This is a genomic window from Pseudomonas sp. KK4 (assembly GCF_001984065.1).
GTDB lineage: Bacteria > Pseudomonadota > Gammaproteobacteria > Pseudomonadales > Pseudomonadaceae > Aquipseudomonas.
In genome coordinates, this window is the sequence record NZ_LYVP01000031.1 from 1 (window position 1) to 13,441 (window position 13,441).

At 60.4% G+C, this 13,441-nt stretch carries 12 protein-coding genes, 1 other RNA gene and 1 pseudogene; 5 read left to right on the forward strand and 9 right to left on the reverse strand.

The window, feature by feature from the left end:
- Window positions 1–452 precede the first annotated feature (452 nt).
- Window positions 453–1,346, forward strand: coding sequence for an enoyl-CoA hydratase/isomerase family protein (locus B0W55_RS13000; protein WP_256576285.1), 894 nt, complete (start codon window positions 453–455; stop codon window positions 1,344–1,346).
- Between the two features lie 269 nt (window positions 1,347–1,615).
- Here the strand turns inward: B0W55_RS13000 and ssrA are convergent.
- The 7 genes from ssrA to B0W55_RS13035 all read right to left on the reverse strand — a co-directional run bounded on the left by ssrA (window position 1,616) and on the right by B0W55_RS13035 (window position 10,240).
- Window positions 1,616–2,013: a transfer-messenger RNA gene (gene ssrA / locus B0W55_RS13005) on the reverse strand.
- A gap of 95 nt (window positions 2,014–2,108) precedes the next feature.
- Window positions 2,109–2,384 carry a hypothetical protein gene (locus tag B0W55_RS13010; protein WP_077046399.1) on the reverse strand — a complete coding sequence of 92 codons (276 nt, stop codon included), beginning with the start codon at window positions 2,382–2,384 and terminating at the stop codon, window positions 2,109–2,111.
- A gap of 260 nt (window positions 2,385–2,644) precedes the next feature.
- The gene (locus B0W55_RS13015) at window positions 2,645–5,452 is read right to left on the reverse strand and encodes an FAD-binding and (Fe-S)-binding domain-containing protein (protein ID WP_077046400.1); all 2,808 of its coding nucleotides are present in this window, start codon (window positions 5,450–5,452) and stop codon (window positions 2,645–2,647) included.
- The gene (locus B0W55_RS13020; RefSeq protein WP_077046401.1) at window positions 5,449–6,120 is read right to left on the reverse strand and encodes a lactate utilization protein; all 672 of its coding nucleotides are present in this window, start codon (window positions 6,118–6,120) and stop codon (window positions 5,449–5,451) included. Before B0W55_RS13020 ends, B0W55_RS13015 begins: the two co-directional genes overlap by 4 nt.
- On the reverse strand, window positions 6,120–7,574 hold the full coding sequence (locus tag B0W55_RS13025) for a LutB/LldF family L-lactate oxidation iron-sulfur protein (protein ID WP_077046402.1): 1,455 nt from the start codon (window positions 7,572–7,574) through the stop codon (window positions 6,120–6,122). Before B0W55_RS13025 ends, B0W55_RS13020 begins: the two co-directional genes overlap by 1 nt.
- The gene (locus B0W55_RS13030; RefSeq protein WP_077046403.1) at window positions 7,571–8,395 is read right to left on the reverse strand and encodes a (Fe-S)-binding protein; all 825 of its coding nucleotides are present in this window, start codon (window positions 8,393–8,395) and stop codon (window positions 7,571–7,573) included. Before B0W55_RS13030 ends, B0W55_RS13025 begins: the two co-directional genes overlap by 4 nt.
- A 150-nt stretch (window positions 8,396–8,545) precedes the next feature.
- Window positions 8,546–10,240: a lactate permease LctP family transporter gene (locus tag B0W55_RS13035; protein WP_077046404.1), complete on the reverse strand. Its 1,695-nt coding sequence runs from the start codon at window positions 10,238–10,240 to the stop codon at window positions 8,546–8,548.
- Window positions 10,241–10,491: 251 nt separating this feature from the next.
- Here B0W55_RS13035 and B0W55_RS13040 point away from each other — a divergent pair, with 251 nt between their 5' ends.
- The gene (locus tag B0W55_RS13040; protein WP_077046405.1) at window positions 10,492–11,259 is read left to right on the forward strand and encodes a GntR family transcriptional regulator; all 768 of its coding nucleotides are present in this window, start codon (window positions 10,492–10,494) and stop codon (window positions 11,257–11,259) included.
- Window positions 11,260–11,319: 60 nt separating this feature from the next.
- On the opposite strand, the gene smpB is transcribed toward B0W55_RS13040, so the two are convergent.
- The gene (gene smpB / locus B0W55_RS13045; RefSeq protein ID WP_077046406.1) at window positions 11,320–11,802 is read right to left on the reverse strand and encodes an SsrA-binding protein SmpB; all 483 of its coding nucleotides are present in this window, start codon (window positions 11,800–11,802) and stop codon (window positions 11,320–11,322) included.
- 94 nt (window positions 11,803–11,896) lie between these two features.
- Here smpB and B0W55_RS13050 point away from each other — a divergent pair.
- From B0W55_RS13050 to B0W55_RS13060, 3 genes and pseudogenes are all read left to right on the forward strand, one after another.
- A pseudogene (locus tag B0W55_RS13050) lies at window positions 11,897–12,085 on the forward strand (sodium-dependent transporter); the annotation flags it as partial.
- Window positions 12,086–12,092: 7 nt separating this feature from the next.
- Window positions 12,093–12,527: a type II toxin-antitoxin system RatA family toxin gene (locus tag B0W55_RS13055; protein ID WP_077046407.1), complete on the forward strand. Its 435-nt coding sequence runs from the start codon at window positions 12,093–12,095 to the stop codon at window positions 12,525–12,527.
- Window positions 12,520–12,834 (forward strand): RnfH family protein, encoded by a 315-nt coding sequence (locus tag B0W55_RS13060; RefSeq protein ID WP_077046408.1) that lies wholly within the window; start codon window positions 12,520–12,522, stop codon window positions 12,832–12,834. The genes B0W55_RS13055 and B0W55_RS13060 overlap by 8 nt, the downstream gene beginning before the upstream one ends.
- A gap of 60 nt (window positions 12,835–12,894) precedes the next feature.
- Here B0W55_RS13060 and B0W55_RS13065 read toward each other — a convergent pair whose 3' ends face one another.
- Complete coding sequence (locus B0W55_RS13065; protein ID WP_077046409.1) at window positions 12,895–13,422, reverse strand: outer membrane protein assembly factor BamE; 528 nt, start codon at window positions 13,420–13,422, stop codon at window positions 12,895–12,897.
- Window positions 13,423–13,441 lie beyond the last annotated feature (19 nt).

A 13,441-nucleotide genomic window follows, 5' to 3' on the forward strand; every position in this document is an offset into this window, starting at 1 on the left:
GTTCGACTGCGTCGAACGGCGCTGCGCGCCAATCCCCGGATAAACGCCTGCGCTCAGCCTTCCGAAAGGGGCGGGTGGATCAAGATCAAGAGCTGCAGGCGAGCTAACGCTCGGCCTGATGAGTGGTGAGGGGCGTGTACGGCGCGCTTTTGTAGGCGCTGGCGAAGGCTGCGATCTTTTGATTTTGCCGTTGCTTTTATCTTGGCCTCATCGCATCCGATGACAGGTCATGTGAGCCACTATTGTGCTGCTACTCTTGATCATCGTGCTGAACCGCTCCCGGTTGCAAGCACGAAACCATGCTCATGTGTTGACCCGCGAAGGGACCGGGCAGGGAGCAGGATCGATCACGGGAATCCACATGCCTTCAGGCTATCTTCCTTCTGAAGAGGTTCCCATGAGACTTCAGTCGCTCACCGTTGCATTGATCTTTGCCGGCATCGCCACCACAGGTGCAGCTATCGCTGGCGAGACACCCTTCCTCCGCCGACAAGGCGTCGACCAGCAAAGCGGTCAAGCAGGAAATCAAGCTCACGCGGGTCACGCCTGAGTACTGGCGGGTGACGTTTCACAACCCGCCTTACAACATCTACGGTCCGGAAACCATGCCGCAGTTGAACGAGGTCATCACGGCCATCGAATCCGATCCGAAGTTGGTGGTCGTGGTGTTCGACAGTGATGTGCCGGATTTCTTTTTGACCCACTACGACTTCGTGCCGGCGCTGAGCGACACCACCAGCCTGCCCAATGGCCCGACCGGCCTGCCGCCGCTGCCCGATATGCTGGTGCGGTTGAGCAAGGCGCCGGTGGTGTCGATCGTGTCGATTCGCGGCCGCGCCACGGGTGTGGGCAGCGAACTGTCGCTGGCCAGTGACATGCGTTTTGCCAGTCGTGAAAAAGCCATTCTGTCGCAATGGGAAATCGGTGCCGCCCTGGTGCCTGGCGGCGGACCAATGGCGCGTCTGCCACGCCTGATGGGGCGCGGCCGGGCGCTGGAAGTGCTGCTGACGGGCAACGATATCAACGGTGAACTGGCCGAGCGTTATGGCTACGTCAACCGCGCGCTACCCGACGCCGAACTCGACAAGTTCGTCGACACCATGGCCTGGCGCATCGCGCGCTTCGACAAACAGTCGATTGCCGACATCAAGAAACTGGTGGACGCCGCCAGCCTGCCGCCCAACGAAGCCATCGCCAGCGAATGGGAGGGGTTCATCGGCTCGGTGCAACGGCCGGCGGCCCAGGCGCGGATCAAGCAGTTGATGGAGCTTGGCTTGCAGAAGAAAGCGGACGTCGAGAAACGCCTGGCGCACTACACCGGCATGCTGGGTGAGCCATCGAAGTGAATTAGCCCCCTGTAGGAGCGAGCCCGCTCGCGATGGACTCAAGAACACTGCGGGGCACCTGACTCCCCACGCTATCGTTGACCACCATCGCGAGCATGCTCGCTCCCGTACAAATCAATTCCCCCGTCCATCGAGGTACGCATCATGATCGAATGCTGGGATGAAGGGGTTCAGTGTCAGTAAGATCGCGCCCTTGGCAGGGAGGCGGGGAGGCATGTTTTGCTGAATCGCAGGCACAAAAAAAGACGTCCGAAGACGTCTTTTTCAATTGGTGGAGCCGGGGGGATTTGAACCCCCGTCCGCCAGTACTCCGCTGTCGGTACTACATGCGTAGCCGTGTCTATTAAGTTAACCCTCAGCGACCCGACGGGCAGGGTGCTTTGGGCGAGTTGTGTAAGTTTTAGCCGCTTCGTCCACAACGTACTGCACGGCGATTCTGTTCTATATGACAATCACTTTGGGTTTACAGACATCCCCTGGTGATTGCTGGACCCGAAGGTACCAGAAGCTCAGGATCTAAGGCTGCTTACGCAGCGATAGCGAATTCCTGGCCGTAGGTTTCGTCATTGGCAACTATAAGAAGTTGCAACAGTGGATTTACGAGTTCTGTTACCAACTCGGCATGCACCTAAAGTTTCGCGACCGGCGTCGAATCCTAAACGGCCCCGTGCTCATTGCTCGGTGAATCGATGAGCAACAAGCCTGTGTAGTCTACGGCAAAGTGGCCCGGAAGGCCAACCCGAAGGTTGGCCTTCCCTGGCATCAGTTTCGAGCGGGATCCCGGATTTGCATTTTTGTGATCAGACCGCTGGTGATTTCGACGCAATCCTTGTCGTTGCCCGCTGCCTGGGACTTTTTGGCTTTCTCTTGCGCTGCCTTTATGTTGTCCAGGGAGTTTTCAGGCAGGGAGGGCGCGCTCGCCGCGAAGTCGTCGATTTTTTGAAGATTGGCGGCACAAAGATCCTTGTCCGCCGCAAACGCGGGCGATGCCAGCAGTGCAGCAGTGATGAACAATCCAGCAATTGCAGAGTGCTTCATGGGTATCTCCTTGCGCATGAGGGCTCGGTGCTGCCGGTGACGACTGGGGCTGCTGGCCGAGGCAGTTATAAGCCTTTGTGAAGGGCTTAGCTAAATGACTATAGCTGCGCGCAGGAATTCGGTATTTCTTTGCGATTGAAAGATTTCGACACAATCCTGCTGTAGGAGCGAGTTCGCGATGGACGACAGGGCGCTGCGGGGTGTCAGGCTGCCCGCGTTATCGTTCACGTCCATCGCGAGCGAGCTCGCTCCTACAGGGGTTAGTGGCGGGGTTGGGTTACGCGGTCTACCAGGTAGACGAGTCCGTGGTAGTCGATTCCACTGTGCTGGCTGAGGCCGATTTCGCAGGTGCGGCTGGTGGAGATGCCTTCCTCGCAATACTGCACGGCATCTTTCAAGGTGCGCAGGGAGTGGGCGTTGAGTTCCGGTGTGGTGAAGCCTTTGTCGCCGGCGAACCCGCAGCAGTGGATGCCTTCGGGGATGACCACTTGGGTGCTGCACTTGCGTACCAGGTCGATCAGCGCCTGGCTCTCGCCCAGGTGCTGGGTGCTGCAGGTGACGTGCACCGCGATCGGTGTGTCCTGGGGCGTGAAGTCCAGCCGATCCATCAGATGGGTGCGGATGAATCGCACCGGGTCATAAAGGTCCAGGCGCACGTCGCCCAGGTCCTGGGCCAGACGCAGCGTGCAAGGGCTGGTGTCGCAGTAGATCGGGTCGAGCCCGCCGCGGCTGGCGTGGAGCAGGGCGCCGATCAGTTCCTGGCGTTTGTGCTCGGCCTGTTCGGCATAGCCCTTGGACGCGAAAGGCTGGCCGCAGCAGAGGTTGTCCAGGTTCTCCGGAAACACAACTTGGTAGCCGGCTTTTTCCAGCAGGCCACGGGTCTTGTCGTACAGCGACATTTGTTCTTTGTCGCCGGCCGCCGGCCCCATGGCACGGGAAACGCACGCCGCCAGGTACACCACGCGCGGGCGCTCGTCCGACACTGTCGGGCTGAAGCGAATCGCCCGTTCGGGCTGCGGCATGGCGTTGGTCCACTGCGGGATCTGCCCCTTGGACAGGCGCGTCACCGTCGCCGAAAGCCTGGCCAGTCGCGGTGCCCCCAACAACATTCGCGCACCGTTGGCCACGTGCAGGGTGAGGCGCGCACCCTGCAATGCCGTGGCGAAATTTCCTTCCAGCCAATTAGCCGTTTTCGTATGGGTGGCGTGTAGGCCGCGAAGCTTTTTCACCAGGTCGCCGGTATTGATGCCTACCGGGCAACGCTGAGCGCACAGGCCGGTCGCTGCGCAGGTGTCGATGCCCTGGTATTCATACGCGGCTTCGAGTTCGGAGGTGTCGACGCCTGCGCGCTTCTTCGCCTGGATGTCACGCCAGATCACGATGCGTTGACGCGGGCTCAAGGTCAGGCCTTTCGAGGGGCAAACCGGTTCGCAGAAGCCGCACTCGATGCACTTGTCCACGATCTCGTCGGCGGCCGGCAGAGGCTTGAGGTTTTTGAGGTGAATCTGCGGGTCTTCGCTGAGCACTACGTCCGGGTTAAGAATCCCGTTGGGATCGAGCAGGCGCTTGAGCTGCCACATCAACTGGTAGGCGTCGCTGCCCCATTCCAGTTCGACAAAGGGCGCCATGTTGCGCCCGGTGCCGTGTTCGGCCTTGAGCGAACCGCCGAACTCCACCGCGACCAGTTGCGCCACGTCGTCCATGAACGCCTGGTAGCGTGCGATTTCTTCCGGGTTGTTGAAGCCTTGGGTGAAGACGAAGTGCAGATTGCCTTCCAGCGCGTGTCCGAAAAGGATCGCTTCGTCGTAGTGATGTTTGTCGAACAGCTCGATCAGGCGGTTCACGCCGATGGCCAGTTGTTCCACCGGAAAGGTCACGTCCTCGATGATCACCGTGGTGCCGGTTTTGCGCACCGCGCCGACGGCGGGGAAGGTGTCTTTGCGGATCGCCCAGAGGCGGGCGTTTTCCAGCGGGTCTTGGGTGAAGTCGACTTGCTTCTCCACCGGGAACGACGCCAGCGACGCCATGATCTGCGCCAGTTGTTCCTGCAACAATGTGGATGAGGCGGCGCGGGATTCGATCAGCAGCGCACAGGCATTGTTCGACAGGTGCTGTACGAAAGCCGGCATGCCGGGTTTGTTCTGCACCGAACGCAGGCTGCGCCGGTCGAGCAGTTCCACAGCCGATACCGGTTGGCTTTTGAGCACGGTCACCGCGTTGCAGCAGGTTTCCACGTTCGGGAAGACGATCAGCGCCGAGGCTTTGTTCGGGTGATCGATCACTGTGTCGTAGGTCACGGCGCTGATGAAGCCCAGGGTGCCTTCGGAGCCCACCAGCAAGTGGCTCAAGATATCCACAGGCTCGTCGTAATCCACCAGGGCGTTGAGTGACAGGCCAGTGGTATTTTTCAGACGGTATTTGTGGCGAATTCTGGCGGCCAGTTCAGGGTTGGCGCGGGTCTCGCGACCCAGGGTTGCCAGGCGCTCGAGTAACGGACCGTGGCTTGCACGAAACGCCGCGACACTCGCCGCATCTTCGGTATCGAGACGGCTGCCATCGGCCAGCACCAGACGAATGCCGGCCAGGGTGTGATAGGTATTTTGCGCAGTACCGCAGCACATGCCGCTGGCGTTGTTGGCGACGATGCCGCCGATTTTGCAGGCGTTGATCGACGCCGGGTCCGGGCCGATCTTGCGCCCGTACGGCGCCAGCCAGGCATTGGCCTGGGCGCCGATCACTCCAGGTTGCAAACGGATCTGCGTGCCCTGGCCACGGATCTCGCGGCCGTTCCAGTTATCCCCCAACACGATCAAGACCGAGTCGCTGATGGCCTGGCCGGACAGGCTGGTGCCGGCGGCGCGGAAGGTCACCGGGACCTGGTCGCGCTGCGCCAGTTTCAGCAGCGCCACCACTTCATCTTCGGATTCGACGCGGATCACCAGTTGCGGAATCAGCCGATAGAAACTGGCGTCGGTGCCGAATGCCAGGGTCGACAACGGATCGTCGAAGCGACGCTCCAGGGGGATCAGTTGCTGCGCATCACGCAGGAAAGCGGCCGGTAGACTCATTGGTCCTCCAGAATCAACACCACCAGATCTTTCGGACCGTGGGCGCCATAGGCCAGCACCTGTTCGATGTCGGCGGTCTTCGACGGGCCGGAGACCAGCAACGCGTTGGTCGGCATGCCCTGGGCCCATTCGAACTCTTGCTGCACCTGATAGAAGTTGTCACGGATTTCACTGGCCTTGAGCAGGGCGAAATGCACCGGTGGCGCCAGGCTCATCAAGCGCGGCTCTTCCCGGGTCGGCCACAGAATCAGGCTGCCGGTGGCGGCAATGGCGCCGAGGGTGCCGGTCAGGCTTGCCGGCGTGTCGTTGAACAGTTCGGCTTTCCATTCCTCCACCGGGCGGTTGTAGGCCTTGAGTGTAGGCAGGTGCGGATTATTCGCCCAATGTTGTGAGATACGTTGCCCGTGGGGCGTAGTCGGCGCGATCAACAGGCTGGGCAACTGGCGATCCAGCAGCAGTTTGCCCAGCAAGGCTGGCCAGTCTTCACCCGACGTCAGGTGGATTTCCGTGTGCACCGCTTCCATCAGTTTGCGCAGTTGCGGGATGCGTTGCTCCGCAGTGTAAGTGTAAGGCGCGGTCACCAGTTCGACGTCGAAGTTGTCAGGCACCGGTGTGGTGCCTGTCAGACTTTTGCGCAATTTGCCGAGGATATTTTGCTTGGCACTCATCAACGATCTCCCTGGTTGGCCAGATGCTCGCGAGCCATGTCGTGCAGTGTACGAGCGGCGGGTTTCGGCGCACTGTGGTTCTGCGTCCACGGGCCGACATTGCTTGGCGTGAGGGCGCGCAGGCGCGTGGCGAAGAAGCCGAACAGGCGATACAGCGTCGGCGAACTGTTGAGCCGCGCCCAGGCATTCCAGATCAAGCGTTCCTTGCGCGAGTACTTGCGACCCTGGTCACGCATCACGCGGTTCGGGCTGTCGGGCGCCTTGACGTTCTCTTCACGCAGGCGACGCAGTAGCGACGGGATTGGAATCTTCACCGGGCACACTTCACCACAGGCACCGCACAATGAGGATGCACTCGGGTGGTCCGGGACTTTCGCCAGGCCGACCATGTGCGGGGTGATGATTTTGCCGATCGGGCCGGGATACACCTCGCCGTAGGCATGGCCGCCGATCCGGGTGTAGACCGGGCAATGATTCATGCACGCGCCGCAGCGGATGCAGTTCAGGGTCTGGCGCAATTCGCTGTCGGCAAAGGCCTGGCTGCGACCGTTGTCCAGCAGCACCAGATGCACCTCCTGCGGGCCGTCGAGCTCATGCGCCTTGCGCGGACCGGAGATCATGTTGACGTAGGTGGTGATCGGGATGCCCAGGGCCGAGCGGGTCAGCAGCGACAGCAGCGGCACCACGTCGCGCAGGTTTTCCACCACTTTCTCGATGCCAGTGACGGCGATGTGCACCGGCGGGACCGTGGTGGTCATGCGGCCGTTGCCTTCGTTTTCCACCAGTAGCAGGGTGCCGGTTTCGGCCACGGCGAAGTTGACGCCGGAGACGCCGATGTCCGCTTCGAAGAATTTCTGCCGCAGGACCCTGCGACCGATCTGAATGAGTTGGTCAACGTCCTTGGTGTATTCAACGCCAAGTTTGTCGTGGAACAAGGACGCGACCTGACCGGCATTCTTGTGGATCGCCGGCATAATAATGTGTGAAGGCTTCTCGTGGTCGAGCTGGACGATGTACTCGCCCATGTCCGATTCCAGGCATTCAATGCCCTGTTCAGCGAGGACATGGTTCATCTCCATCTCTTCGCTGACCATCGATTTGCCCTTGATCACTTGCCGCCCCTCGTGAGCGCGGATGATCGACAGGACGATGCCATTGGCCTCGTCCACCGTTTCCGCCCAGTGCACTGTCACACCGTTGCGGGTCAGGTTTCGTTCAAGTTGCTCGAGCAGGTCGGGCAACTTCGATAAAGCGCGGGCGCGGACGGCATTGCCCAGCGCTCGCAGGTGTTCTCTTTCATGGGCATCGCTGAAAGCGGCTGCCCGTTTGGCCATCAGTGAATCCATCGCCGTGCGAAAGTTGCTTCGCAGTTGCTTGTCACCCAAGGCTCCATGAGCCCGTGTGCGGAAATCTTCTTCCACGGCGACCGTAGGAATAATCGCGGAAGCGTTCATTGCGCGCCTCCGGTGCGTTGCCACAGGAAACTGGCCAGGTGTTGGCCGCGCAACGCTTGCTGCTGTTTCTCCAGGGAGCCGTTGATGTTCATCAGGCAACCGCAATCGGCACTCAGTACCTGGTGCGCGCCGGATTCCTTCAGCGACCGGGTCTTGTCGGCCACCATGGCCCCGGAAATGTCCGGCATACGGACGCTGAAAGTCCCACCGAAGCCACAGCATTCGCTTTCGTGGTCGTGATCGACCCGCTCCACGTTGCTCAACTGTGACAACAACTCGCGCCCGTGCAGGTGGGTGTTCATTTCCCGGCGTGCCGAGCACGAGGTGTGCAGCGCCACTTTGACCGGTTCGCCGCTGTCCTTGAGCTGCACCTTGCAGACGAACAACAGGAATTCGGCCAATTCGTAGGTTCGGGCGGCCAGCGCCTGAACCTGCTTCAAGGTGTCCGGCTCGTCCTTGAACAGGTCGGCATAGTGCTCGCGCAACATGCCGGCGCAGGAACCTGACGGCACCACTACCGGATAATCCCCGGCGAACAGCGCCAACTGCGAGCGCGCCACGGTGCGGGCCTGCTCGGTGTAACCGGAGGTGTAGGCCGGTTGTCCGCAGCAGCTTTGCCCTTGCGGGTACTCGACTCGGATGCCTTCGCGTTCCAGCAGGTGGATCGCGTCCATTCCGGCTTGCGGGTAGAACAGATCCACCACGCAGGTTCCGAACAGGTACACCCGTTGCGGTTTCTCGCTGGGGTATTGCCGAGGCTCGGGCAGGGGCGGGGCGACGCGGGTCGCATTCGGCACAGCGTTGTAAAAAAGCTCGCTCATCAGGCGTGTCTCCGGGTCGTCCCGGTTATCCGTCCGTTGCGGCCGCTGAATATAGAGAGGGATTCTTTCAGCAGCCTTACAGACCGGGTGGTGAATAGCTGACGCCGGAATCGTGGTCCGGCGTCGGTTTTTTCATGTTGGCTGTAGGACTCAGTGCACCAGCATGCCGGTGAACCAGTAGGCCTGGGCCAGGGTGATCAGGCCGACGATTGTGGCGAAGAACAGACTGTGCTTGAGGGTGAAGCGGAACAGATCCGATTCCTTGCCCACCAGGCCGGTCGCGGCGCAGGCCACGGCGATTGATTGGGGCGAGATCATCTTGCCGGTCACGCCGCCGCTGGTGTTGGCCGCCACCAGCAAGGTGTCGTTGACACCGATCTGGTGTGCAGTGGTGGCTTGAAGCGAGCTGAACAGGGCGTTGGACGAGGTATCGGAACCGGTCAGGAACACGCCCAGCCAACCGAGGAACGGCGAGAAGAACGGGAAGGCAGCGCCGGTGCCCGCCAATACCAGGGCCATGGTCGAAGACATGCCCGAGTAGTTGGTGACGAAAGCGAAGGCCAGCACCATGCCGATCGACAGAATCGGCCAGCGCAGTTCGTAGAAGGTTTCGCGCAAAGTGGTCAGACCAGTTTTGACGTTGATCTTAAGGATCAGCATCGAAATCAGTGCCGAGAAGAAAATCGCGGTGCCGGTCGCGGAAATCGGGTCGAGCTTGAACACGGCCGGAATCGCGGTCGGCGCGGCCACGATCGGTGCGGTCTTGATCACCAGTTGATCCAGGTGCGGGATCGCGAAGTTGAACACCCAGCTGTACATCGAGCCGCCGGCGGCAAACATCGCCTTGAACGGTTTGAGGGTCCAGATGGTGACGAGCACGGTGAGGATCAGGAACGGCGACCAGGCCTTGAAGATTTCACCCAGGCTGTAAGGCGAAGCGACGGTGGTGCGCTTCTGGCCGAACCCACCGGCGCTGGCGGTGACCACGGAAGCCGAGACGGCGCCGGCGATGTGTTGACCGGCGGCGCGTTTCGGCTGCCAGACTTTCAGGAACAGGGTCAGGCAAATCAGGCTGGCCAGGGCCGAGGTGATATCCGGCAGTTCCGGGCCGATGAAGTTCGAGGTGAAGTACTGGGTGACGGCGAAGCTCAAGCCGGCCACCAGTGCTGCCGGCCAGGTTTCCCGTACACCGCGCAGGCCATCCATCATGAACACCAGCCAGAACGGTACGAACATCGACAGCAGCGGCAGTTGACGGCCGGTCATGGCGCCGATCTTGAAGGCGTCGATCCCGGTCACTTGCCCGGCAACGATGATCGGGATGCCCAGCGCGCCGAACGCCACGGGGGCGGTGTTGGCGATCAGGCACAGGCCGGCGGCGTACAGCGGGTTGAAGCCCAGTCCTACCAGCAGCGCCGCGGTAATCGCTACCGGCGCGCCGAAACCGGCGGCACCTTCGAGGAAGGCGCCGAAGCAAAAGCCGATCAGCAGCACTTGCAGGCGCTGGTCGTCGGTGATCGACAGTACCGAGCTGCGGATCACCTCAAACTGACCGCTCTTGACCGTCAGTTTGTAGAGGAAAACCGCTGCGACGATGATCCAGGCAATCGGCCACAGACCATAGGCGAAACCGTAGCCGGCGGCAGCCAATGCCATGTCGACCGGCATGTGGAAGGCTAAGATCGCCACCAGAATAGACAACGCCAAGGTGATGCTGCCCGCCACGTGCCCTTTGAGTCGGAACACGGCCAGGGCCAGGAAGAAAAATACGATGGGAATCACGGCGGCGAGCGCGGATAGGCCGAGGCTGCCGAGAGGGCTGTAGAGCTGTTGCCAGGTTTGCATATGGGGTGGCCCCTAATTGTTGTTGGTCAGGCACTGATGAGCGTACTTGGCTAATTGGTAATACCAATTTACAATCGCTGTTGGCTAGGGTAAAAGGCTCGTAGGCAGTGTGTCAATTTGCCGCCCTAAAACTTTTGTCGAATGCGCTCATCCGATACGCCGGAGAACGCGCTGACTTGCAGGTGCCGACACCGCACGGATAGGCCAGAATAGAGGCCCGGCGAGTCGTCGGATCGTGGAGAAATCGAGTTATGGGGTTTGATCAGATTCGTCAGCGCCGTTTGTCTGACGATATTGTCGAGCAGCTGGAAGGGATGATTCTCGAAGGCACGCTCAAGGCCGGTGAGCGGCTGCCTGCGGAGCGTGCGTTGGCCGAGCAGTTCGGCGTGTCGCGGCCCTCGTTGCGCGAAGCCATTCAAAAGCTGGTCGCCAAGGGCTTGCTGGTCAGTCGTCAGGGCGGCGGTAATTACGTGGTGGAGTCCCTGGGCACGACCTTCAGTGATCCGTTGCTGCTACTGCTGGAAAGCAATCCCGAGGCTCAGCGCGATCTGTTGGAGTTTCGTCATACGCTGGAAGCCTCTTGCGCGTATTACGCCGCCTTGCGCGCCACCGATGTCGATCGTGAGCGGCTGACAGCGGCGTTCAATGAATTGCAGGATTGCTATTCGCGGCACGATGAAGTCAGTCGGGCCGAGGAGGGCGCGGCGGATGCGAGGTTTCATCTGGCGATTGCCGAGGCCAGTCACAACGCGGTGTTGCTGCACACCATTCGTGGCTTGTTCGATCTGCTCAAGCGCAACGTGGTGACCAACATTGGCGGCATGTACAAGCAGCGTACAGAAACCCGCGACATGCTGATTACACAGCACCGGGAATTGTATCTGGCGATTCTGGAAGGCAGGGCTGAGCAGGCGCGGGAAGTGTCCAGCCGACACATTCTGTATGTGCAGGAAGTGCTGGAAGAGGTGCGTCAGGAAGTGCAGCGCATGGCGCGGGCGGAGCGGCGCAAGGGGATGTGATCAGTTCCTTGTGATGAGGGGCAAGCTCCCTCACCACGAAGGCGCGATCAGGCCGGAAGATTAATCTTCCTTGCCCTTGTTCCGCACGGCACGCTGCAGCTCACGCCCGGCGTCGCGTTCGCGCTCGGTATCGCGCTTGTCGTATTCCTTCTTGCCCTTGCCCAGCGCGATTTCGCACTTGACCATGTGCTTGCTCCAATACCAGGAGAGGCACACGCAGGCGTAACCCTTTTGCTGCACGGAGGCGGCCAGCTTGTCCAGCTCGCGCCGGTTGAGCAGCAGCTTGCGCGTGCGGGTCGGGTCAGCAATGACGTGGGTGCTGGCGGTCGTCAGGGGCGTGATATGACTGCCGAGCAGCCATGCCTCCCCATCCTTGAGCAGCACATAACTGTCAACCAGTTGCAGCTTGCTCGCCCGCAAACTCTTTACTTCCCAGCCGGCCAGGACCAGACCAGCCTCGAACCGATGTTCGATGAAGTAATCGTGTCGCGCCTTTTTATTTTGCGCGATGGTCCCTGTGGGGTGTTTCTTCTGTTTAGCCATAGGGCCGGCATTATAGGGAGTTGCACGCGAGTCGGCTACGGTGATGCAGCGTGCTTGAGCAGGTTGATTGAATCCCGGACAATGCGCGCTCTTCTCACGGATCATGTTGCCACTCGGTGGTTTGTGTTTCGTGGTGTTTGCAGGCTGGGTAATGGGTCGGGAAGTGGTGCGCGACGAACTGTCGATACACCGCCCGGCATTGTTCGCCCCGTCTTTGTTCTTGATGCGCTATGTGGCGCCCCTCGGCATTCTCGTAGTGTTTGCCGCCCAGCTGTGGAAGTGACGCTGACATGACGACACACATTGCACGTTCGGCCTTGCTGCCGTATCCAGCACAGGCTCTTTATGACCTGGTCAACGACGTGGCGCGGTACCCGGAGTTCCTGCCCTGGTGTTCCTCCGCTGAAGTCCTGGAAAGCTCACCTGAGCATATGCGCGCCAGCGTCGGTGTGGCCAAGGGTGGGCTCAGCCAGCATTTCGTGACGCGCAACACACTGGTTCCCGGCCAATCGATCGAGATGAACCTTGAAGAAGGGCCGTTTACGCAGCTGCATGGCATCTGGGTGTTCAAGGCGTTGACCGACAAGGCTTGCAAGATCAGCCTGGATCTTTCCTTCGATTACGCCGGGCCTATCGTTCGCGCGACCTTGGGGCCTTTGTTCAATCAGGCGGCCAATACGCTGGTGGATGCGTTTTGCCAGCGGGCTAAACAAATCCATGGGTGAGGCGACGGTTGAGGTCGAGGTGGTGTATGCCGCCATCGATCGACAGGCGCTTAGATCGGTAACGGTTGCCCCCGGGACGACCATTCGCGCGGCGTTGCTGGCTTCGGGTATCGGTCAGGTGTTTCCGGAGGTGGATTTGGCCGAGTGTCCCGTGGGGATTTTCGGCAAGGTCATCGCCGATCCCGACACTCGCCCGGTTCAGCCCGGAGATCGCATCGAGATTTACCGGCCGTTGCTGGCCGATCCGAAAGAAGTTCGCCGGTTGCGTGCGGCCAAGGCAGCCGAGGCCAAAGCCCGGAAACAGTGAAGCGCCAAACGCCAGACAATAAAAAACCCGGAAATTCCGGGTTTTTTATTGCGTCGCAAATTATTGCGGCGAGGTGTCCAGCGGTTCTGGCGTCGGAACGGGAACAGTTTCTACACCGTCCACTTCCTTCTGGATCTGGTCCAGCAACGAGCCTGGCTTGGCCGGCTTTTCCGGTTTTGGCTTCTCGACGTTTTCCGCAGGGGCGGTCACTGTCGTGGCGCTGTCCTTGCCGAGAATGGCCTCGTCGCGACTTACGCCTGGCATGAAGTCACCAGACAGGCTGACAAGTTGATCATTTGGGTTGAAGATAACGCTAATGCGTTCCTGTTGGCGTTCACCGCCCCCTGGCTGCAGGCTGTACAGATAATCCCAGCGATCGGCATGGAACGTGTCGGTCAACAGAGGGTTGCCCATGATAAACCTTACTTGCTTACGGGTCATTCCCGGGCGTAACTGGTCTATCATGTCCTGCGTGACGACATTGCCCTGCTGGATGTCGATTTTGTAAACCCCGGGGAATGAACAACCGGCGAGTGCGAGCAGTCCCACAAGGGTGAAACTGGTTAGCAAGAGCTTGGTGTTTTGCATCGGTGGGCGACTTCCACTA